The organism is Paraburkholderia sp. SIMBA_054, from assembly GCF_046534875.1.
GTDB lineage: Bacteria > Pseudomonadota > Gammaproteobacteria > Burkholderiales > Burkholderiaceae > Paraburkholderia > Paraburkholderia hospita.
The window spans coordinates 1-20,731 of record NZ_JAWRXV010000062.1 but is presented as its reverse complement, the minus strand read 5'-3'; the positions used below and the strand labels follow the sequence as shown (position 1 = coordinate 20,731).

The 20,731-nt window shown below is 63.4% G+C and carries 18 protein-coding genes and 1 pseudogene; 12 read left to right on the top strand and 7 right to left on the bottom strand.

The genetic code is table 11. The features are described 5' to 3' along the window. On the bottom strand, window positions 1-660 hold the full coding sequence (locus SB822_RS44175; RefSeq protein ID WP_090838201.1) for a VC0807 family protein: 660 nt from the start codon (window positions 658-660) through the stop codon (window positions 1-3). Window positions 661-852: 192 nt separating this feature from the next. On the opposite strand from SB822_RS44175, the gene arfB reads away from it, so the two are divergent. Beyond that, window positions 853-1,260: an alternative ribosome rescue aminoacyl-tRNA hydrolase ArfB gene (gene arfB, locus SB822_RS44170; RefSeq protein ID WP_007588492.1), complete on the top strand. Its 408-nt coding sequence runs from the start codon at window positions 853-855 to the stop codon at window positions 1,258-1,260. Window positions 1,261-1,304: 44 nt separating this feature from the next. On the opposite strand, the gene SB822_RS44165 is transcribed toward arfB, so the two are convergent. Then, window positions 1,305-2,579: an EAL domain-containing protein gene (locus SB822_RS44165; RefSeq protein WP_007588493.1), complete on the bottom strand. Its 1,275-nt coding sequence runs from the start codon at window positions 2,577-2,579 to the stop codon at window positions 1,305-1,307. Window positions 2,580-2,909: 330 nt separating this feature from the next. Here SB822_RS44165 and SB822_RS44160 point away from each other — a divergent pair, with 330 nt between their 5' ends. After that, window positions 2,910-3,200: a putative quinol monooxygenase gene (locus SB822_RS44160; RefSeq protein ID WP_007588494.1), complete on the top strand. Its 291-nt coding sequence runs from the start codon at window positions 2,910-2,912 to the stop codon at window positions 3,198-3,200. Between the two features lie 123 nt (window positions 3,201-3,323). Here the strand turns inward: SB822_RS44160 and SB822_RS44155 are convergent, their stop codons facing one another. From SB822_RS44155 to SB822_RS44145, 3 genes are all read right to left on the bottom strand, one after another. Next, window positions 3,324-3,581 (bottom strand): hypothetical protein, encoded by a 258-nt coding sequence (locus SB822_RS44155; RefSeq protein WP_007588495.1) that lies wholly within the window; start codon window positions 3,579-3,581, stop codon window positions 3,324-3,326. Between the two features lie 269 nt (window positions 3,582-3,850). Then, the gene (locus SB822_RS44150; RefSeq protein WP_007588496.1) at window positions 3,851-4,081 is read right to left on the bottom strand and encodes a hypothetical protein; all 231 of its coding nucleotides are present in this window, start codon (window positions 4,079-4,081) and stop codon (window positions 3,851-3,853) included. Between the two features lie 316 nt (window positions 4,082-4,397). Further along, window positions 4,398-5,084, bottom strand: coding sequence for a YdcF family protein (locus tag SB822_RS44145; protein ID WP_090838203.1), 687 nt, complete (start codon window positions 5,082-5,084; stop codon window positions 4,398-4,400). A gap of 292 nt (window positions 5,085-5,376) precedes the next feature. Between SB822_RS44145 and SB822_RS44140 the strand changes: the two genes are divergently transcribed. Continuing rightward, window positions 5,377-5,691 (top strand): hypothetical protein, encoded by a 315-nt coding sequence (locus SB822_RS44140; RefSeq protein WP_007588507.1) that lies wholly within the window; start codon window positions 5,377-5,379, stop codon window positions 5,689-5,691. A 343-nt stretch (window positions 5,692-6,034) separates the two neighbouring features. On the opposite strand, the gene SB822_RS44135 is transcribed toward SB822_RS44140, so the two are convergent. Both SB822_RS44135 and SB822_RS44130 read right to left on the bottom strand, forming a co-directional pair. Continuing rightward, complete coding sequence (locus tag SB822_RS44135) at window positions 6,035-6,304, bottom strand: hypothetical protein (protein ID WP_090838205.1); 270 nt, start codon at window positions 6,302-6,304, stop codon at window positions 6,035-6,037. A 407-nt stretch (window positions 6,305-6,711) separates the two neighbouring features. Then, window positions 6,712-7,107, bottom strand: a pseudogene (locus tag SB822_RS44130) (transposase); the annotation flags it as partial. Window positions 7,108-7,525: 418 nt separating this feature from the next. Here SB822_RS44130 and SB822_RS44125 point away from each other — a divergent pair. The 9 genes from SB822_RS44125 (at window position 7,526) to truB (ending at window position 19,906) form a co-directional block, all read left to right on the top strand. Further along, entirely contained in the window at window positions 7,526-8,428 is a 903-nt protein-coding gene (locus SB822_RS44125) for a LysR substrate-binding domain-containing protein (protein WP_410857594.1), read from the top strand. 122 nt (window positions 8,429-8,550) lie between these two features. Further along, window positions 8,551-9,765 carry a pyridoxal phosphate-dependent aminotransferase gene (locus SB822_RS44120; protein ID WP_090838220.1) on the top strand — a complete coding sequence of 405 codons (1,215 nt, stop codon included), beginning with the start codon at window positions 8,551-8,553 and terminating at the stop codon, window positions 9,763-9,765. Between the two features lie 338 nt (window positions 9,766-10,103). Next, entirely contained in the window at window positions 10,104-11,171 is a 1,068-nt protein-coding gene (scpB, locus tag SB822_RS44115) for an SMC-Scp complex subunit ScpB (RefSeq protein ID WP_090838207.1), read from the top strand. Window positions 11,172-11,231: 60 nt separating this feature from the next. Then, window positions 11,232-13,037 carry a 23S rRNA pseudouridine(2605) synthase RluB gene (gene rluB, locus SB822_RS44110; protein WP_090838211.1) on the top strand — a complete coding sequence of 602 codons (1,806 nt, stop codon included), beginning with the start codon at window positions 11,232-11,234 and terminating at the stop codon, window positions 13,035-13,037. A 457-nt stretch (window positions 13,038-13,494) separates the two neighbouring features. Next, a complete protein-coding gene (rimP, locus tag SB822_RS44105) occupies window positions 13,495-13,953 on the top strand; it encodes a ribosome maturation factor RimP (RefSeq protein ID WP_007588523.1) in 459 nt (152 codons plus the stop codon). Next, window positions 13,950-15,425: a transcription termination factor NusA gene (gene nusA, locus SB822_RS44100; protein WP_007588524.1), complete on the top strand. Its 1,476-nt coding sequence runs from the start codon at window positions 13,950-13,952 to the stop codon at window positions 15,423-15,425. The genes rimP and nusA overlap by 4 nt, the downstream gene beginning before the upstream one ends. A gap of 96 nt (window positions 15,426-15,521) precedes the next feature. Further along, entirely contained in the window at window positions 15,522-18,410 is a 2,889-nt protein-coding gene (gene infB, locus SB822_RS44095; RefSeq protein WP_090838214.1) for a translation initiation factor IF-2, read from the top strand. Window positions 18,411-18,589: 179 nt separating this feature from the next. After that, window positions 18,590-18,955 (top strand): 30S ribosome-binding factor RbfA, encoded by a 366-nt coding sequence (gene rbfA / locus SB822_RS44090; RefSeq protein ID WP_007588526.1) that lies wholly within the window; start codon window positions 18,590-18,592, stop codon window positions 18,953-18,955. A gap of 24 nt (window positions 18,956-18,979) precedes the next feature. Beyond that, complete coding sequence (truB, locus tag SB822_RS44085; RefSeq protein ID WP_090838216.1) at window positions 18,980-19,906, top strand: tRNA pseudouridine(55) synthase TruB; 927 nt, start codon at window positions 18,980-18,982, stop codon at window positions 19,904-19,906. The last annotated feature ends 825 nt before the right edge of the window (window positions 19,907-20,731 follow it).

Genomic DNA, 20,731 nt, shown 5'->3' with positions numbered 1-20,731 from the left:
TTAGTTGGCGGCCGTGCTAGGCGGCGGTTCCGTTTCGGATTCCGCCTCGCTTTGCGCGAGGTCGCGCAGCGTGCGCCGATACCACAGCGTCCAGATCATCAGCGCGCCGAAGATGCCGTAGCCGACGAACGGCGACACCACCAGCACGCGCTCGATCGGCCAGTGCCACGCCATCCAGCCGCGCAGCGCGGTTTCGCCCGTGAGGCCGAGGCCCCACGTAGCCGTCAGCACCCGGATTCCCCGGGCGAACGCCGGGCGCTCGCGCCACAGCATGTCGATATGGGCGGCGCCGTTGGTCATCTCGCGGGCGACGAACGCGCGCGTCAGGTAGAACACGGCGGGCCGGCCCACCAGCAGCGAAAGCAGGAACGCCACACCAATCGCGCCCGACACCAGCGACTCGCGGAACAGCAGCATGCGCGGGTCGCCGCCCAGCGCCATCGCGCCGATCGACAGCACGATGCCGAGCAGCACCGTCAGGCTGAGCGCGTCGGCGCGTCTGAAGCGCACGAGTTCGACGATGCTCCACGCGACGGGCGGCACGGCCGACGCAATCAATCCGCCCGTGTCGCCCCAGTACGGCTGCGCGAGGCGGTACGCGACCCACGGCAACACGAGATTGACGACGAGTTCGAGCACCTGCGCGGGGCGCATTTTCATCACGATAATTGGCCCTCGGGCTGAAAGTCTCAGTATCGGCGAGATCGTCGATGGACGGCAAATGCGTGGCGCGTTGAGTCAGCAATGCGGGAGGCAATGCAAACGCTACGCTTTGTGCACGCAATTCGCATACCGCTTATGCGTTGGCAAATAGCCGGTTACACTTTCCCGTTCCATGTACGACCTTTTGACATGACTTCACGCTATCCGATCCCGCCGAACGAAATCGAACTGACGGCCGTGCGCGCGCAGGGCGCGGGCGGGCAGAACGTCAACAAGGTATCGAGCGCGATTCACCTGCGCTTCGACGTGCGCGCCTCGTCGCTGCCCGAGGTGTTGAAGATGCGCCTGCTCGCGATGAGCGACTATCGGATCACGCGCGACGGCATCGTCATCATCAAGGCGCAGGAATACCGAACCCAGGAAATGAACCGCGTGGCGGCGCTGGCGCGGCTCGACGCGCTGATCGACAGCGTCAGCGTGACCCGCAAGGCGCGCGTCGCGACGCGGCCGACGCGCGCGTCGAAGGAACGCCGGCTCGAAGGCAAGGCGAAGCGCAGTGACGTGAAATCGGGACGGCAACGCGTCTCGCACGACTAGGGCGCGTCAGACGTGGCAGCAGCGCCGCGCAAGCGTGCTTTGCCTCAAACGGGGCTCGCGTTAAGCACTTCCGGCAGGAAATCGACGCAAAACACATGCGTCGTGCCGTCGCGCTGGACGGTGACAGCCGCCGTGTAGCAGTCCTGGCCATCCATCAGCGAACAGTGCGGTCCCATCATCGCGACGCGTCCCGGCGCGGCGAGCGCATGCTTGAAATACGCGCGCCGCGACCAGTTGTTGCGCGTGTCGGGAAAGAGTGGCGCGAGCCGCGCGGGCGGCGATGGCGTGCCGCTCGCGGTGATCGATGGCGCCAGTTGCTCGCCGCGTTCGCTCAGCACGAACACGCGGCGCGCGTCGGGCAGCAGGAAGACGGGCTTCGCGGCCTCGTCCAGGTCGCCCGTCTGCATGTAGAGCGCGGCGCCCGCGAGCACGGCTTCCGTAAACCCCTCGAAGCCCGGCCGCTGATAGCGCGAATGCGAGCGCTCGTAGCTTTCGAAGCGTTGCCACATCTGCTCGATCAGCTCGGGCACGCGCGCGGTCGCCGCCTGTATCGATGCTTTCGGCTGGCCGAACCAGTAGCCCTGGATGAAATCGACGTCGGCCTGCATCAGCGTCATCAGTTCGTCTTCCGTCTCGACGCCTTCGGCGAGCACCAGCGTGCCCGACTGATGCAGCATGTTGATCAGATGGCCGATCAGCGAGTTGTCGTTGTCCTGGCGGCCGGCGCGCGCCACCAGCGACCGGTCGAGCTTCACGATGTCTGGCCGGAAGCGCCACACGCGATCGAAGTTCGAAAAGCCGGTGCCGAAGTCGTCGATGGCAATCAGGAATTCGCGCGGCTGCGACGCGGCGAGCATGCTGGCGACGGCGGATTCGTCGTCGGCGGGCTGCTCGAGCACTTCGATCACGATGCGTTCCTGCGGCAGTCCGAAATGCTCTGACAGTTCATCGATGAACGGGCGCTGCGGCCAGCCCGTTTCGAATACCTGCGGGCGCGTGTTCAGGAACAGCCATCCCGTGTCGATGCCTTGCGCCATGAAGTTCGCCACGTGCAGGCAGCGGGCGAGACGGTCGAGCGCGCGCGCGTCGGCCGTCGAGCGGGTGCCTGAGAAGAGCACGGCAGGGGAGATCGGATGACCGACGGGATCGAACGCGCGCAGCAGCGCTTCGTACCCGACCACGCGCTGATGCGTCACGGATACGACCGGCTGGAAGACGCTGCGCAACGTAATGGTTCGCCACGGCGCGGCCCATCCGGCCTCGTCCTGCACCATATGCTGCAGAAGGCCAGTGAGCGTCGTATCGTCGACGTTTGGCATGACGGCAGATTGTCCTATGCAGCGTGCGGCGCTCGCCCGTGTGCAGCGACATGCCGGCGGCAGGCATGCGCAACATCGGCGCAATGGAGGTCGTGCTTAAAGGCGATCGGATCGATGCCGTTCACGCGCGACTCCGCTCAGTTGTGCAGTTCAGTTTTGTGCAGTTCAGTTCGTCGAAATCAGTCTAGCAGTTCGTATGCGGTTCGAATGTTCGGGTTATCACAGACAGCTACAAGTGTCTGCGCAGTTATGACTCGAAGTTGGCGCAGATTGCCGGCGCGTTTGTGGCAGCGGCGCTATGCTGCTGGTTTTCCAGAACTGGAGTGCAGCATGTCGGAAATCGCGGTGGTGGCGATCTCGGTGGCGAAGCCGGGACATGAAGAGCAGTTGCGTGCGGCGCTCGAGGGTATTGTCGGGCCGACGCGCAAGGAGCGCGGTGCGTTGCAGTACGATTTGCATCGCGATTTGCGCGAGCCGCGCCGCTTTGTGTTCTTCGAGCGTTGGGAAAGCGAGGAGGCGCTGGCCGCGCATGCGAAGTCGGCGCATATCGACGCGTATAAAAAGGCTTCCGCGCAATGGATCGAATCGGCGGAACTGCGCATCGTGTCGAAGATCGCGTAACAGTTAGCAGGCGCAGCGGGCGAGGCTGGAAACAGCAAGGCCCGGCAGCGTGGCTGTCGGGCTCGGATTGAAGCGCAATGAAGCGCGATCAAGCAATCAAGCGCGCGGTATGCTCAGTGCGGCTCAGTGCGTCGCTTGCGGCACGTCCAGGATCAGGATGATGGTCCAGTCCGCGTCGCCTTCATGATGATACTGGCGCTCCGCGACGATGAACGGCTGCTGCTTGCCGGCCGGTCCGAGAAACAGCACGTCGCCTTCCATCGGCAGACATTCGACGGGCGGCAGCGCAAGGAACGCATCCTGATTGCCACGCGGCATGAGTTTTTCGATCTTGCGGGATGCTGCTTCAGTCCATTCGATGTCAAGCTGGATGTTGCTCATTCTGTCCTCCGCACCAGGGGCGCACGCGGGTTGGGTGAAGTGGGTTGATTCTTCGGTGCGCGACTTTAGCATAACGTCGATGCGCGCCTCGCGACATGCGATCGGCGCGTGATTTGCCCGCTGGCCGTCATCGACCCCCGCCGGCGCAAAAATAAAAAAGCCGAGGCCGTGTTGAACGGCTTCGGCTTTTTTGCATTGCGCAGTGATTCGGCCGCGAAGCGCGCCTGCATGTTTCCTATGCGCGTCGGCCGATGCGCAACGCAGTGCGCTTACTGGGCCGGCGCGGCCGGCTTCTTGTGATGCATGCCCTTGTTATGTTTCGACTGCGCCGGCGGCGCGCTTTCCATCGCCTGCTGCTTTGCCTGTAGATCTTGCGCGCGCTGCTCGACCTCGGCGGCCTTTGCCGGATCGGTACTCATCCGCACGCCTTGATCTTGCGCGTAAGCCGCGCCCGTCAGTGCCGAAAGGGAAACCAGGATTGCCAGGGACACTTTCTTCATCGTTGCCTCCGTAGAGAGTGGTTGTGGACCCGAGTATGGCCTGTCTGTTGGAACGACAGTGCATTCTAGCCAGCAATGTTCAGTCCAGCGTGTTTTCTGTAACAGAATTCACATACAGTTACGTCTGGTTACATTCATGAGCGGCGGCCGCGAAGGCGCTCCGCAGAAGCCATCGCGCATTGGCCGTATTGTGATGCGCTTCGCCGCGCGTGTCGCGACAAGTCAGATTTTCCCGCTCGTGCATGACGCGCAGTTGTCGGCTGGGCCCTTCGAATCCATCGGATAGCTAAGCAAGCTGCCACGCGCGCGGCGCGGATCAGAACCAGCCGATCTGCCGATAGACATGAAACTGAGCGATGCCGATCAGTTCGTGCAGCGCGATCTCGGCGTTGAAGAAGTTCGCCCGGCGGGGTAGCAGGCCGCGCGTTGCGCGACGGGTGTTCGACACGACGGGCAGCGGATTCATCTCGAAGCGGTGGAAGTCGAGCAAGGCCCGCGGCATCTGAAACGCGGATGTGACGAGCATCAACGAACCGTAATATCTGTCCGGCAGAATGGCAGCGACGTTGCGGGCGTTTTCGTACGTCGTCATGCTGGTATTTTCGAGGATGATGTCGCCGCGCGGCACCCCCTCGCGCAGCAGGTAGGGCAGGTAGGTGTCGGCTTCCGTCGCTTCGTGCTGCTGCGGATTGCCGCCGCTGACGATCACGTGGCACACGGGACTGACCCGCTTGCAGCGCGCGTAGAGATCGGCGCTCTTAACGATGCGGGCGAGCCCGTCCGTGGGCGGAACGAGCTTGCCGTCGCGTTGAACCGTACCCGTGCCGAGCATCACGATGGCGGTGTGAGCGGCGTAGGTTGCGGGAGCAACCGTCTGTCCACCGGACGGTGCACCGCGCTGGGCGAGATCGAGCAAGGGCTGGGCCAGCCACCCCGCGCCGAGCGCCCAGAAAACCACGATGGTCGTCACGCCGATCAGCGTGCGGGCGTTGCGCAGCAGCATAAAAGCTGCAAAAAAAAGCAGCAATAAAGTTAAAAGAATCAATTTTATTGGGGTAACGTATGGTATTCGGACATTCCACGAGCGGACTATCGCGGCTTCATGGGTCGCATCGCCGCCAGTTGGAAGCAGAACGCTAGCACGGCGTTCACACGGGGGCCGAAATAAACGGCGGCCAATGGCCGCATTGGCGGTAAAGGCGTGAAATCTTCGCCCTCCGTCGTGCGCACGTCAGCAGACGTGCCATTGTGTCGCGAACAAATAAGTCATGGCTGCACTTTAAGAAAGAAGTGAGATGACCGCTTATTCCAACGAAGTCGTACTCGAGGCGCTGCGACGGGCGCAATACCGTCAGGTGCCGTGGGCTAAGCGCCCGGGCGTTTTTCAATATCTCCGTTCGCTTGGCATGATGGACACCGTTCGTCAACGGACAGTCGCTCCTGCGCCGGGTTTCCATGCTCCTGTGGACATTGCGGTGCTGACCGAACTCGGCCGCGCCGAATTTGCGCGGCTCGCGCGCGATGAGCGCTCTCTCGATTGGGACGCGCGCCGTGTGCGCAACTATGTTTTCGCCGGCGCGGTCGCCGGAGAGAGGGCTACTGCCGTCTAGGCGACGGTGTTTCGCAGGGCGCGCGCACGTGAGAACAACGGAGCGCGCGGACAACGCGCCGCATGAGGCGCGTCGAGGGCATGTCGCCGCCATTTCCCCGTTTTTACACTTCTTTATGACGCCCGATTTGCGCCGGGCGGCGCGCCGTGCTGCGGGGACCTGACCGGCCGTCGACACAAAAAAAGCCCGTATCGCGAGGATACGGGCATACCGGAATTACTTCTGCCACGCTGTGCTTAATGGCATTGATGAGACTGGTGACACAGCAGGTGGTTCCCGATATCGCACATCTTCCACGTATGTCTTTGAGAGACGCCCGGGCTCGTCATGCGCTTCGACGCGCTTAATGTGCGGGCGCATGCCGCCGCTGCGACGCCTCGTCTCGCTGCCCGTCGGGCCGTGCCCGAACGTTGCTCGCGATATCGCCGCGCAGATCGCCACGTGGCGCCGGCGGTGTGAAATTCTGATTGCGCGCTTCCGCCTGCTGCCACGCCTGAAGCGTGGCAGGCTGCTCCGGCCGCCAGTTCCAGCCTTGCGGTCGTTGTTGCGCGAATGCAGTCGTGGCGAGCAGCGACATGAGCAGGCCGCAGACATGCAGTGACATTGGCCTCATGATCGGTTCCCGACAAGCCGGCCGGGACGGGCTTGTTTGCATACTCATACGGTATGCCGGGCTGCGAAAGCATGCTGTAAATAAAAGTAAATGGATGTTTCGTCCCGTCACCGTCGATATGCCAATCGGATGACTGCGGACGCAGGCGGGCGGGAGGGCGTCGGCGCTCGCGTGCGGCGATGCGCGAAGACGGACGCGCCGGCGTTGTAACCAGCGGAAAAATCGACGGACGGATCAGGCCGTCGTCAAGGAAGCGGAGACGTTGAGCGAGCGTCCGCGCGTATGCGATCGAACCCGCGCACGGGACTGACGCCTCTTCAGATCATGGGGAATCGGGCCGAACGGGCGCCGGCCTCAGAAACGCGCCGGGCGCCCAAGGGCGCCCGGTTGCGTGAATAGCTGGATCAGGCCATCTTGACAGGCGCGCGCCACGATTCCGGATTGGTCCAGAATGCGCCGCGCAGACGGTCGCGGCTCGGCGGTGCGGGCGGCTTCGCAGCCGTCGCGCCAATACGCCCGCGCAGCGAAATCTCGCGGCCGCTCGTGCCGAGACGCTTCACAATTTCCGCGAGTGTGCCGTCCGCCTGCCATTCGTCGAAACGACGACGGCACGTCGGCGGCGACGGGTAACGGCCCGGCAACTTGGACCAGCCTTCGCCCGTCGACAAAACCCACAACACGGCGTTGACTACCGCGCGAGCTTCGACGCGTGGTCGACCACGGCGTTCGCTCCGTGCCGGCTCCGCACAGAACAACGCCTCAACCAGCGCCCACTCGTTGTCTCTCAAATCGTCGAACACCATCATGTTTCACCTCAGCGAAGCTAACTCCGGTGCGCTGCCCCGCGCTGCGCACTCTTCATGCGCCCGATCGGTATCGGGCGCCGGCGGAGAGCCGGCCTATGCCTAGCGAACGGTTGTTTCACCAGTCCGAATCGGCGCCGACTCTTGTGCAAGGGGAAATGCATGAAGCGTGCCACCTTACACTTAACCGCCCCGAAGCCCCGCCACATCAAGCCGTTCCGGGCGTTAGCCTGGCCCGTATGAGAATCCAAAAAACTCATCACGCAAATCGGGACAATCACCAATCTTGTGCAATCAGGCCCGTCCGGCGTGCGTTTGCGCCTTCTTGCTGCATTGCAGCGAACACCACGAAACTGTGCGCGAACGTGCTTCAGAGCATAAGATTCGCATCAAACGACGTCATTCATGAGGAGAGGGGATGAGTGTGACGCTGCGCCAACTGCGCGTGTTCATCGAAGTGGCGCGGCTGCAGAGTTTCAGCCGCGCGGGGAGCGAAATCGGGCTGACGCAGTCTGCCGTCAGCCGGTGCGTGCGCGAACTGGAGGCCGAGATCGGCCTGAAGCTGATCGACCGGACGACGCGCGAAGTCCAGTTGACGGACGTCGGCGGCAATCTGGTCGCGAGCGTGTCGCGTCTCTTGACCGATCTCGACGACGCGCTGCGCGAGATTCGTGAAATCGGCGAACAGCGGCGCGGCCGGGTGATGGTGGCGGCCAGCCCGACCATTGCGTGCCGGCTGATGCCGAATATCGTCGCGGCTTGCGGGGCGCAGTTTCCGTACATCACGCTCGGGCTGCGCGACGACGTGCAAAGCGACGTCGTGCGCAAGGTCAAGTCGGGTGAGGTGGACTTCGGCGTGGTGATCGGCCCGCTGTCCGCCGACGACCTGTTCACCGAGCCGCTGATGACCGACTCGTTCTGCCTCGTGTCGCGCGAAGACCATCCACTCGCGTCGCGCGCTCAGGTCGCGTGGCGCGAACTGGACGGCGAGCGCCTCGTGATGCTCGATCACGCGTCGGGCAGCCGGCCGATCATCGACGCCGCACTGGAAGCGCACCACGTGAGCGCCAATATCGTGCAGGAACTTGGCCATCCGTCGACGGTGTTCGGACTGGTGCAGGCGGGTATCGGCGTGAGCGTGCTGCCGTGGCTCGCAATGCCGCTGCCTGCGGGGTCGTCGCTGGTCGCCCGGCCGCTCGTGCCGCGCGCCGAACGGACCGTCGAACTGGTACGGCGGCGTGACCGCTCGCTGTCGCCCGCCGCCGACGCCGTGTGGAACCTGATTCATCAGGTGCCCGGCCGGACCGAGGATTTGCGCTGAGACCTTGATCGCGCGCGCTTGCCGGATTCGCGCCGTCCACATTTTGCGACACGTTACACTCGCATCTTTCGACAGACCCGCCGGGACCCTCGATGCACCAAACGGACTTGCCCCAGTCTCAGATGCCTGAATCGATGCCAGCCGCGTCGATGCCAACCGCGCGACCCGACGCCCGCGACGCCGTGCGCGCGCTGCGTCCGTCGCAGATCCGCGAAGTGGCGAACGCCGGCTTTGGTTTGCCGGACGTGTTGCCGTTCTGGTTCGGCGAGTCCGACCGCGTGACGCCGCCGTTCATTCGCGATGCCGCGAGCGCGGCGCTCGCATCGGGCGCGACGTTCTACACGCATAACCTCGGCATCGCGCCGTTGCGCGAGACGCTCGCGCGCTATGTGAGCGCGCTGCACGGGCCGACGTCGGTCGAACATGTGGCCGTGACCAGCGCGGGCGTCAACGCGTTGATGCTGGCGGCGCAACTGGTCGTGGGCGCGGGCGACCGCGTGGTTGCCGTGACGCCGCTGTGGCCGAACCTCGTCGAGATTCCGAAGATTCTCGGCGCACAGGTCGACACCGTGTCGCTCGTTTATGGTGCGGAGGGCTGGCGGCTCGATCTGGAGCGGCTGCTCGCCGCGCTGACGCCGGACACGAAGCTGCTGATGCTGAACTCGCCGAACAATCCGACCGGCTGGGTGATGAGCCGCGACGAGCAGCGCGTCGTGCTCGAGCATTGCCTGCGCCACGGCATCTGGATCGTCGCCGATGAGGTTTACGAGCGTCTCTACTACGCAGGCGAACCGGGCGAAAGTGCGCCCTCGTTTCTCGACCTCGCCGCGCGCGACGAGCGCGTGATCTGCGTCAATTCGTTCTCGAAAGCGTGGCTGATGACGGGCTGGCGGCTCGGCTGGATCGTCGCGCCGGCCTCGCTGATGGACGATCTCGGCAAGCTCGTCGAGTACAACACGTCCTGTTCGCCGGCGTTCGTGCAGCAGGCGGGCATCGCGGCGATCGAGCAGGGCGCGGCGTTCACGCGCGAACTGGTCGCCGATTTGCGCGCCTCGCGCGATCACCTGGTGCGGGCGCTGTCGACCGTGCCGGGCGTCGACGCAAAGGCGCCGCCGGGTGCCATGTACGTGTTCTTCTCTTTGCCCGGCGCGTCGCGCAGTCTCGATCTGTGCAAGGCGCTGGTACGCGATGCGAGGCTCGGGCTCGCGCCCGGCAGCGCGTTCGGGCCCGAAGGCGAGGGCTTCGTGCGATGGTGCTACGCGTGCGACACGGAGCGGCTAGACGCGGGCGTCGAGCGGCTCAAAGACTATCTCGAACGGCACGGCGCCGCGCGCTGAATGTGCTGAACGTGCTCTGACCATGTGAAAAGGCGTCGCGTGCCGAAGTCACGCGGCGCGCCGACGCGTTATGCATGGCCGTGTATGTCGATTACGGTGCAGTTTGGATTTCGTCTTTACGCACCGATTGTTTTTGCGTAATATGGCAGCCAGTCACGCGATTCCCTCGCGGAATTTCGCTGCTCCGTCGTCCGGCTGGGTTTGGCTCGATGCCTTTTTCGCCTCCCCCCGGTGCGTGCTCCCATCAATATGACCGATCAGAATCGGGCGAGCGCGTCTTCAGTTCCACATCGTCCGTTTGATCCGGTTTCTTTGACCACAGGGTCTGACCTAGCTGCATGAATACCCAAGAGGCGAAGATCGTCCTCGAGACTGCCTTGATCTGCGCGCAGGAGCCGTTAAAGCTCGGTGATTTGCGTAAGCTGTTTGCCGACGGCGTGTCGGCGGATACGGTCCGCACGTTGCTTGAAGACCTGAAGCACGACTGGTCCGGACGCGGTGTCGAACTCGTCGGACTGGCGTCCGGCTGGCGTTTCCAGAGCAAGCCCGCGATGCGCACGTATCTCGACCGCCTGCATCCCGAGAAGCCGCCGAAGTATTCGCGCGCGGTGCTCGAGACGCTTGCGATCATCGCGTACCGGCAGCCCGTCACGCGCGGCGATATCGAGGAAATTCGCGGCGTGACCGTGAATACGCAGGTCGTGAAGCAGCTCGAAGACCGCAGCTGGATCGAAGTGATCGGCCATCGTGATGTGCCGGGACGCCCGGCGCTTTACGCGACGACGCGCTCGTTTCTCGACGACCTCGGCCTGAAGTCGCTCGAAGAACTGCCGCCGCTCGACGATCCGTCGGCCCAGTCGAACATCGATCTGCTCGCGCAGCACGCAATCGAGTTTACGGACGGCGAAGCGGTTGATGTCGAGAGCGTCGCGGTGGAAGTGGGCGACGACGCTGTCGATGGCATGGCTCATGCTGCACTGGAAGGCGTCGAAGCTCCGGATGCCGCCGTCGAAGCCGAACGCGCCAGCGAAGAAACGCAGTCACAGCCAGACGCGGACGAAGCGGCAACGTTTGAAGAAGACATGCACGCGGCGTCGCAAGCATCCGTTGACCATGCCGGACCCGGCGTCGAACGCATGGATGCGTTGGCGCACACCGAACACCGCATCGCCGATGAGGCGACGCACGAAACAGAACTGGCTCATGAAGCCGGTTCCGACGCGCAGTCGGAAGAGCAACACGAAGATACGCGCGAATTGCATAACGAGACTGGGGACGCGGCTCGCGCCAACCCGGCCGGACCAGACCAGAGTCAAGCGGTGCATGACGATCATCATGATCGCCGCGACACCGCACCCGACGCGGGCGAACTCGCCGACGACGAAACCGAGTCGCGCAGCGCCTGACGTAACCGTACTTTTTGCCGCGCCCGCAATGGGCGCGCGACCTGACATTTTGAGGTTGTTTTGACAGACATCCACGACACCGATTCGTCCGAATCCGAGCGCGCCTTCGCTGCTGCGCGCCCCGACGAAACGCGCACGGCGCAAACGTCGGCGGGCGACAGCGAGCGCGGCGCGCACGCGCCGGACGCCGAAGGCGACGAGCGTCCGCGCCGCGGCCTGCGACGCGGTCCGCGCAGCCTGATCGCGCGTCGCCGCGCGGGGACGAAGGCGAAGGCGGCCGACGCTGCCGCGCAGCCGGCGCCCGCCGTGACGGAAGCGCCGCCCGACGGCGAAGTCGTCGCGCAAGTGCGGATGCCGCGCAAGGACGCGGCCGCCAAGGGGCAAGGCCAGGGCGGCCGCCGCGCGGGCGGCAAGCAGGGCGGACAGCAAGGCCCGCGGCAAGGTAATCAAGCCAATCAGCGCAAGAGCCGTGGCGGCGATGCAGGTGACGTGGCGCCCGCGGCAGCTGCCGAAGGCGACAAGCAGGACGATCTGTTCTCCTGGGTGACGTCGCCGGCCTTCGATGCCGACAACTCCGGAACGGGCGGCGTGCGTGCGCCGATGCTGCGCCGTGGCCGGCCTGCCGCACCCAAGCGCGTGCTGTCGCCGGACGACGACGCGCCCAAGCTGCACAAGGTCCTCGCCGAGGCGGGCATGGGCTCGCGCCGCGAGATGGAAGAGCTGATCGTCGCTGGCCGCGTGTCGGTCAACGGCGAGCCGGCGCACATCGGCCAGCGCATCATGCCGACCGATCTGGTGCGCATCAACGGCAAGCCCGTCAAGCGCAAGCTGCAGAACAAGCCGCCGCGCGTGCTGCTGTATCACAAGCCGACGGGCGAAATCGTCAGCCACGCTGACCCGGAAGGCCGTCCGTCGGTATTCGACAAGCTGCCGCCGATGAAGACCGCGAAGTGGCTGGCTGTCGGCCGCCTCGACTTCAATACGGAAGGCCTGCTGATGCTGACCACGTCGGGCGATCTGGCGAACCGCTTCATGCATCCGCGTTACAGCGTCGAGCGTGAATACGCGGTGCGCGTGGTCGGAGAACTGGCAGAAGGCAACCGGCAAAAGCTGTTGCACGGCGTCGAGCTGGAAGACGGTCCGGCGAACTTCCTGCGTATTCGCGACGGCGGCGGCGAGGGTACGAATCACTGGTATCACGTCGCGCTCGCCGAAGGGCGCAACCGCGAAGTGCGCCGGATGTTCGAAGCCGTCGGCCTGATGGTGAGCCGGCTGATCCGCACGCGTCACGGCCCGATCACGCTGCCGCGTGGCTTGAAGCGCGGCCGTTGGGAAGAACTCGAGGACAATCAGGTGCGCAGCCTGCTGGCGTCGGTTGGCCTGAAGGCGCCGGCCGAAGAGAAGGGCGGACGCCGCGCCGAGCCGGAACGTCGTCAGCCTGATCCGATGCAGACGTCGATGGGCTTCATCAACCGCGAGCCGGTGCTGATGTCGCATGGACGTTTCGACCAGCAGCAGCCACGCGGCGGCGGTCAGAACCGGCGCGGCGGAAAGGGCCCGGGCGCATTCGGCGCGTTGAATTCGGGCGCGGGCGGCGGCTTCGGCAATGCGAACCCCAATCGCGGCGAAGGACGTGGCCGTCCTGCCCGCGGCGAAGTCGACGGCAATCGCGCGCCTTCGGGCAACCGCGCGGCCGCGGGCGCCAATCCGAAGCGCGGCGGCAGCAGCGGCGGGGGCCGCACGCCGAACGGCGCGCCAGGTGGCAACCGTTCGAGCAACGGCGGCAATCGCACAGGCGGCAGTCCGAACGCCGGCGGCGGCAATCGTAGCGGCGGCGCGCCGCGCAACCGTTCGCGCGGACGCTGATCGCGTCATCGCTGCGGGCAGTCTTGATGTGCCCGTCGCGTTGCATGATTGAATTACCGGGGCGTTCGCGCCCCGGTTTGCGTTGGGCCAGCCCTGCTTGCGCCGCTTCGATGGTTTGGGGCGCGCGGGGCCATCCGCACGAAATGCCGTAAAACACCCTGTTTCGCGCCTTGATTACGGCGGAATCAGCCGCAAATGGACGTCAGTGGCCGGTCGGCGGTTTGCGTTCATCGTGAAAAATGGCTACAATCACGAAGTCACTGGGCGTGCGGTTTCATTTTCATGTGCGGCTCAGGTGCGACCACCGGCAATAAGATGATGGGCGTTTCGCCCATTTTTTTTTTGCCGCTTAGTTTATGTGGATCGGCATCTCGGGTAGCACGAACGTGCGCCGGCTTGGCGCGCAGCTCGCGGGTGTATCGCGAAGGCTTGCAGCGCGAACATCTTAGAGGGCACTGTGCAACTGACGGAACTGATTGAAACCACGGTCGTGGGCCTCGGCTACGAGCTCGTTGATCTCGAGCGCACCGGGCGCGGCATGCTGTGCGTGTATATCGACCAGCCCGCCGGCATCGGGATCGAAGACTGCGAAAAAGTTACCCGTCAGCTGCAGCACGTACTGACGGTCGAAAACATCGATTACGAGCGTCTTGAAGTATCGTCGCCGGGTCTCGACCGTCCGCTGAAAAAACTGGCGGACTTCGAACGCTTCGCGGGCAGCGAAGTGGTCATCACATTGAAAAAGCCATTGGACGGACGGAAATCGTACCGGGGCATCCTGCATGCGCCCGAAGGCGAAACGATCGGTCTGGAATTTGAAGGGAAGGAAGGCGCCGCGATGCTGGATTTCACGCTCGCGGATATCGACAAGGCACGCCTCGTTCCGAAAGTTGACTTTAGGAGCCGCAAACAATGAGTCGCGAAGTGTTGATGCTGGTGGATGCGCTGGCACGCGAAAAAAATGTCGACAAGGACGTGGTGTTTGCCGCGCTCGAGGCAGCGCTCGCGTCTGCATCCAAGAAACTCTTCGACGAAGACGCGGACATCCGCGTTCATATCGACCGTGAAAGCGGCGAGCACGAGACGTTCCGTCGCTGGAAAGTTGTGCCCGACGAAGCAGGGCTGCAGGAACCGGATCAGGAAATCCTGCTGTTCGAAGCGCGCGAGCAGAAGGCCGATGCGGAGATCGACGACTTCCTGGAAGAACCCGTTCCGTCCATCGAATTCGGCCGTATTGGTGCGCAGGCTGCCAAGCAGGTGATTCTGCAAAAGGTGCGCGACGCGGAACGCGAGCAGATCCTGAACGACTTCCTTGAGCGCGGCGAAAGCATCATGACGGGCACCGTCAAGCGTCTCGACAAGGGCAACTTCATCGTCGAATCGGGCCGTGTCGAAGCGCTGCTGCGCCGCGACCAGCTGATTCCGAAGGAAAACCTGCGCGTCGGCGACCGCGTGCGTGCATACATCGGCAAGGTCGATCGCACCGCGCGCGGTCCGCAGATCGAACTGTCGCGTACGGCGCCCGAGTTCCTGATGAAGCTCTTCGAAATGGAAGTGCCGGAAATCGAGCAGGGCCTGCTGGAAATCAAGGCGGCCGCGCGCGATCCGGGCGTGCGTGCCAAGATCGGCGTGGTCGCGTACGACAAGCGCATCGATCCCATCGGCACTTGCGTCGGCATTCGCGGCTCGCGCGTGCAGGCCGTGCGCAACGAGCTCGGTGGCGAAAATGTCGACATCGTGCTATGGTCGGAGGATCCCGCCCAGTTTGTGATCGGCGCGCTCGCGCCGGCAGCCGTCCAGTCGATCGTCGTCGATGAAGAAAAGCATTCGATGGACGTCGTCGTCGACGAAAACGAACTGGCCGTCGCTATCGGCCGCAGCGGCCAGAACGTGCGTCTTGCCAGCGAACTGACCGGCTGGCAGATCAACATCATGACGCCGGACGAGTCTGCGCAAAAGCAGAACCAGGAACGCAGCGTACTGCGCGACCTGTTCATGGCGCGTCTCGATGTCGACGAGGAAGTTGCCGACATCCTGATCGACGAAGGTTTCACGAGTCTCGAAGAGATCGCTTACGTGCCGCTCAACGAGATGCTCGAAATCGAAGCGTTCGACGAAGACACGGTTCACGAGCTGCGTAACCGCGCGCGTGACGCACTGTTGACGATGGCGATTGCGAACGAGGAGAAGGTCGAAGGCGTTGCGCTCGACCTGAAGAGCCTCGACGGAATGGATGCCGAGCTGCTCGCGAAGCTGGCTGAACATCAGATCCAGACGCGCGACGAGCTGGCTGAACTGGCTGTCGACGAGCTGGTCGAGATGACCGGCATGAATGAAGACGCCGCCAAGGCGTTGATTATGAAGGCCCGTGAACACTGGTTTCAATGAGATCCAAGACCATGAACCACTGACCTGATCGCGGCCGTAAGGCTGCATGACCCGATGCTAACCGCAAGGAACTGATCCTTGCATTAAGAGGAATGAATGGCGAGTAACAACGTAGCCCAATTTGCCGCGGAACTGAAGATGCCTGCAGGCGTGCTGCTCGAGCAGCTGCACGCGGCAGGTGTTCAGAAAGCGAGTGAGGACGATGCCTTGTCCGAAACGGACAAGGCGCGTCTGCTTGACCACTTGCGCAAGTCACACGGCTCGAACGATGCCGACAAGCGCAAGATCACGCTGACCAAGCGGCATACGTCGGAGATCAAGCAGTCCGACGCGACGGGTAAAGCTCGTACCATTCAGGTCGAGGTGCGCAAGAAGCGCACTTTCGTCCGCCGTGACGAAGCCGTCGAGCAAGGCGCGGAAGCATCGAACAATGTGGTCGAAGCGGAAGATCTGGAACTGCAGCGTCGCGAGGAAGAAGCGCGTCACGAGGCGGAACTGCTCGAGAAGCAGGCTCAGGAACTGAAGGAGCGCCAGGACCGTCTCGCGGCTGAAGAATCGGAGCGTCAGGCACGCGAACAGGCGGCCGAGGCGGAGCGTCGCCGCGCCGAAGAGGAAGCGGCGAAGAAGCGCGCAGCGGCGGTGGCCGAAGCTGCGGCTCGCGAGCAGGCCGAGCAGGAACGTGCGTCGTCGCAGGACGAAGAGCGCGCGGCGGCCGAGCGCGCAGCGCAGCGTGAAGCGGCGAAGAAGGCTGAAGACGCGGCACGCGAACAGGCCGAGAAGACGCGCCTCGAACAGGAAGAAATCGCGAAGCGCCGCGCCAAGGCGGAAGCCGAAGCACGTGCGATCCGTGAAATGATGAACACGCCGCGCAAGGCGCAGGTCAAGGCGCCGGAACCGGCACCGAAGCCCGTCGAGCCGGCCAAGCCCGCCGAAGCGAAGGGCACGCTGCACAAGCCGGCGCGTCCGGCTGGCGAAACGTCGGCGCGTCCGGCTGCGAAGAAGCCCACGACTACCACGGCGCAACCGGCAGCGACTACGCAGCCGGCAGGTCCCGGCGGCGACAAGAAGAAGGCGGGCGGCAAGGGCGGCTGGCAGGACGACGCAGCGAAGCGCCGTGGCATCAAGACGCGCGGCGACTCGAGCGGCGGCGTCGATCGCGGCTGGCGTGGCGGTCCGAAGGGCCGTGGCAAGCATCAGGAAGCCACGACCTTCCAGGCGCCGACCGAGCCGATCGTGCGTGAAGTGCACGTCCCGGAAACCGTTACGGTGGCCGATCTTGCGCACAAGATGTCGGTGAAGGCTTCGGAAGTCATCAAGGTGATGATGAAGCTTGGCCAGATGGTCACGATCAACCAGATGCTGGACCAGGAAACGGCGATGATCGTCGTCGAAGAACTGGGCCACCATGCCGTCGCGGCGAAGCTGGACGATCCGGAAGCGATGCTGGTCGAAGGCGAAGTCTCCGACGCGCCGCTGCTGCCGCGTCCTCCCGTCGTCACGGTCATGGGTCACGTCGACCACGGCAAGACGTCGCTGCTCGACTACATCCGTCGCGCGAAGGTTGCGGCGGGCGAAGCGGGCGGCATTACGCAGCACATCGGCGCGTATCACGTCGAAACGCCGCGCGGCGTCATCACGTTCCTCGATACGCCGGGTCACGAAGCGTTCACGGCAATGCGTGCGCGTGGTGCGAAGGCAACCGACATCGTGATTCTGGTCGTCGCAGCGGATGACGGCGTGATGCCGCAGACGAAGGAAGCGATCTCGCACGCGAAGGCAGGCGGCGTACCGCTCGTCGTCGCGATCAACAAGATCGACAAACCGGACGCGAATCCGGACCGCGTGAAGCAGGAACTCGTCGCGGAAGGCGTGGTGCCGGAAGAATACGGCGGCGATTCGCCGTTCGTGTCGGTATCGGCCAAGACGGGCGCGGGCATCGACGATCTGCTCGAAAACGTGCTGCTGCAGGCGGAAGTGCTGGAATTGAAGGCACCTGTCGAAGCACCGGCCAAGGGCCTCGTGATCGAAGCGAAGCTCGACAAGGGTAAGGGTCCGGTTGCAACGATCCTCGTCCAGTCGGGTACGCTGAACCGCGGTGACGTCGTGCTGGCAGGCAGCGCCTACGGCCGCGTGCGTGCAATGCTCGACGAAACCGGCAAGCCGACCAAGGCGGCAGGTCCGTCGATCCCGGTCGAAATTCAGGGTCTATCGGAAGTGCCGGCGGCGGGCGAAGAAGTCATCGTCATGCCGGACGACCGCAAGGCGCGCGAAGTCGCACTGTTCCGTCAGGGCAAGTTCCGCGACGTGAAGCTGGCGAAGCAGCAGGCCGCGAAGCTGGAAAACATGCTCGAGCAGATGGGCGAAGGCGAAGTGCAATACCTGCCGCTTATCGTCAAGGCGGACGTGCAAGGCTCGCAGGAAGCACTGGTGCAGTCGCTGCTCAAGCTGTCGAACGACGAAGTGCGCGTGCAGATCGTCCACAGCGCGGTCGGCGGCATCAGCGAGTCGGACGTCAACCTGGCGACGGCGTCGAAGGCGGTCATCATCGGCTTCAACACGCGTGCGGATGCGCAGGCGCGCAAGCTGGCGGAAACCAACGGTATCGACATCCGTTACTACAACATCATCTATGACGCAGTGGATGAGGTGAAGGCGGCGATGTCGGGCATGCTGGCGCCGGAGAAGCGCGAAGTCGTCACGGGCATGGTCGAAGTCCGTCAGGTCTTCAAGGTGCCAAAGGTTGGCACGGTGGCGGGCTGTATGGTCACGGATGGCGTGGTCAAGCGTTCGTCGTCGGTGCGCGTGTTGCGCAACAACGTCGTCATCCACACGGGCGAACTCGATTCGCTCAAGCGCTTCAAGGACGATGTCAAGGAAGTGCGCCAGGGCTTCGAATGCGGTATGTCGGTGAAGAACTTCAACGACGTCCAGGAAGGCGATCAGTTCGAAGTCTTCGAAGTCACGGAAGTCGCGCGTACGCTGTAATTCAGGCGTCAAGCGCATGAGGGGCGGGGCGGGGCGCTGAAGCCCGGTCCCGCCCCTTTGTTTTTGTATCGACTTTTTTGTCGTGTTTGCCGCGTTTGCGTTCGACTTGTCTGTGGCTCGCTGCCGCCGAATGCGCGACGAACATCTTGCCATCCGGCAGCACGGATCACGGATTCACCATGCCTAAGAAACGTACTTCTCCCAATCGCAATGTGCAGATCGCCGATCAGATTCAACGCGACCTGTCCGATCTGATCCGCGAGGTCAAAGACCCGCGGATCGGTATGGTCACGTTTCAGAGCGTCGAACTGACGCCTGACTATGCCCACGCGAAGGTCTATTTCACGACGCTGACGGGCGATCCTCATCAGACGCAGGACGCGCTCAATCACGCCGCGGGCCATTTGCACAATCTGCTGTTCAAGCGCCTGCATATTCACACGGTGCCGACGCTGCATTTCCACTACGACAAGACGATCGAGCGCGCGGTTGAGATGTCACGCCTGATCGACGAGGCGAATGCTTCGCGCGCGAAAGACGACTGATCGCAGGTCGAGGCAAGCGCACATATGACTCAGAATCAACGTCCCAAGGTGCCGCGCCGCGCGCTGGATGGCGTGCTGCTGCTCGACAAGCCGGTGGGTCTGTCTAGCAACGACGCGCTGATTCGCGCAAAGCGTCTGTATCTCGCGAAGAAGGCGGGCCACACGGGCACGCTCGATCCGCTCGCGTCAGGTCTTCTGCCGCTCTGTTTTGGTGAAGCGACGAAGTTTTCGCAAGATTTGCTGGAAGCGGACAAGACGTACGAAGCCACGATGCGGCTCGGAATTCGCACGACGACGGGCGATGCCGAAGGCGAGGCTATCGAAACGCGCGACGTCATGTGCACCGAGGCCGCCGTCGAGCAGGCGCTAGCGCGATTTCGCGGCGACATCGTTCAGGTGCCGCCGATGTATTCGGCGCTCAAGCGCGACGGCAAGCCGCTGTACGAGTACGCACGCGCGGGGCAGACTGTCGAGCGCGAAGGGCGTCAGGTGAGGATTCATGCGCTCGAACTTCTCGCGTGTGCATTGCCGGATGTGACGTTTCGCGTGACGTGTAGTAAGGGGACGTATGTCCGTACGCTGGCCGAGGATATCGGCGAGGCGCTTGGGTGTGGTGCGCATCTCGTGATGCTGCGGCGCACGGGTGTCGGCGCGTTGACGCTTGCTGATTCGGTGACGCTGGATGCGTTGTCGGATGCGCTGCCTGACCAGCGCGACGCGTGGATTCAGCCTGTTGATGCGTTGCTGTCGACGTTTCCTTCTGTTCAGCTCGATGCTGAAGCGACTCGTCGTTTTTTGCATGGTCAGCGGTTACGGCTTGCTGATCTTGCTGTTGATGAGAGTGTTCTTCACGCCGCTCGTGCGCGGGTTTATGCAAGTGAGGGGAAGCTGCTTGGGGTCGCGAGAGTGGGTGAGGGCGTGTTGGCGCCTGAGCGGTTAATCGTGAGTTAGGTTTTCGCTTACGCGGTTTGGTTTTGGTTTGCCATTCGTTGGCATCCGCGATTTGTCTTCGTGCTTCAAGCGTCAACTCTGTGCGTTTGACTTTTGGCTCGCATCCGCGGTTGAGCCTTCGCGGCGCGGGCGTTACCGGGCGGTGTGTTTGCCTTTTCGCTGGCATCCGCGCTATGCCTTCGTGCTTCATGCGTCGCCCCTGTGCGGGGCGGCACCTACTTTTCTTTGCCGCCGCAAAGAAAAGTAGGCAAAAGAAAGCGGCTCACACCGCCAACATTTCTTCTTGCCTGAGGGCCCCCAAACGGTCCTACGCTTCACACGGCAACGTACTTGTTCGCGTGCGTTGCCAACACGCTGAACGAGCGCCTCACCCACTTCAGACACCCACACAAGAACTAGCGGCAGTGAATGGTTTCTGCCGCCCAGGCGGCAAACTGTGTGTAGGTTGTCGCGTCGTATAGCTTGGCGCTCTTACATGGTGGAACACGTCTGCTATCGGTCCGGAGTGAGGCGTGCGGGTCACTACGACCTACACACAGTTTGCCACCTGGGCGGCGGCGGAATATCTGGCACGGCACGCTGTAACGCGGGTGCGTGAAGTGGGTGATGCGTATGGAGAGAACGTTGGCAACACACGCAAACAGGTGCGTTGCCGTGTGAAGTGTGGGACCGGTTGGGGGCCCTCAGGCAGGTACAAGAATTAGCGGTGTGAGCCGCTTTCTTTTGCCTACTTTTCTTTGCGGCGGTGTATGGACCGGGGACATGGGTAACGGGTGTGCGGGGACATGGGTAACACCTTATCCGTTCATTCTGGCTCATCCAGGT

Excerpts from the sequence above, each read along its gene's own strand:
- SB822_RS44175 (WP_090838201.1), bottom strand. The coding sequence starts at position 660 with ATGAAAATGCGCCCCGCGCAGGTGCTCGAACTCGTCGTCAATCTCGTG.
- arfB (WP_007588492.1), top strand. The coding sequence starts at position 853 with ATGACTTCACGCTATCCGATCCCGCCGAACGAAATCGAACTGACGGCC.
- SB822_RS44165 (WP_007588493.1), bottom strand. The coding sequence starts at position 2,579 with ATGCCAAACGTCGACGATACGACGCTCACTGGCCTTCTGCAGCATATG.
- SB822_RS44160 (WP_007588494.1), top strand. The coding sequence starts at position 2,910 with ATGTCGGAAATCGCGGTGGTGGCGATCTCGGTGGCGAAGCCGGGACAT.
- SB822_RS44155 (WP_007588495.1), bottom strand. The coding sequence starts at position 3,581 with ATGAGCAACATCCAGCTTGACATCGAATGGACTGAAGCAGCATCCCGC.
- SB822_RS44150 (WP_007588496.1), bottom strand. The coding sequence starts at position 4,081 with ATGAAGAAAGTGTCCCTGGCAATCCTGGTTTCCCTTTCGGCACTGACG.
- SB822_RS44145 (WP_090838203.1), bottom strand. The coding sequence starts at position 5,084 with ATGCTGCTGCGCAACGCCCGCACGCTGATCGGCGTGACGACCATCGTG.
- SB822_RS44140 (WP_007588507.1), top strand. The coding sequence starts at position 5,377 with ATGACCGCTTATTCCAACGAAGTCGTACTCGAGGCGCTGCGACGGGCG.
- SB822_RS44135 (WP_090838205.1), bottom strand. The coding sequence starts at position 6,304 with ATGAGGCCAATGTCACTGCATGTCTGCGGCCTGCTCATGTCGCTGCTC.
- SB822_RS44125 (WP_410857594.1), top strand. The coding sequence starts at position 7,526 with ATGAGTGTGACGCTGCGCCAACTGCGCGTGTTCATCGAAGTGGCGCGG.
- SB822_RS44120 (WP_090838220.1), top strand. The coding sequence starts at position 8,551 with ATGCCTGAATCGATGCCAGCCGCGTCGATGCCAACCGCGCGACCCGAC.
- scpB (WP_090838207.1), top strand. The coding sequence starts at position 10,104 with ATGAATACCCAAGAGGCGAAGATCGTCCTCGAGACTGCCTTGATCTGC.
- nusA (WP_007588524.1), top strand. The coding sequence starts at position 13,950 with ATGAGTCGCGAAGTGTTGATGCTGGTGGATGCGCTGGCACGCGAAAAA.
- infB (WP_090838214.1), top strand. The coding sequence starts at position 15,522 with ATGGCGAGTAACAACGTAGCCCAATTTGCCGCGGAACTGAAGATGCCT.
- rbfA (WP_007588526.1), top strand. The coding sequence starts at position 18,590 with ATGCCTAAGAAACGTACTTCTCCCAATCGCAATGTGCAGATCGCCGAT.
- truB (WP_090838216.1), top strand. The coding sequence starts at position 18,980 with ATGACTCAGAATCAACGTCCCAAGGTGCCGCGCCGCGCGCTGGATGGC.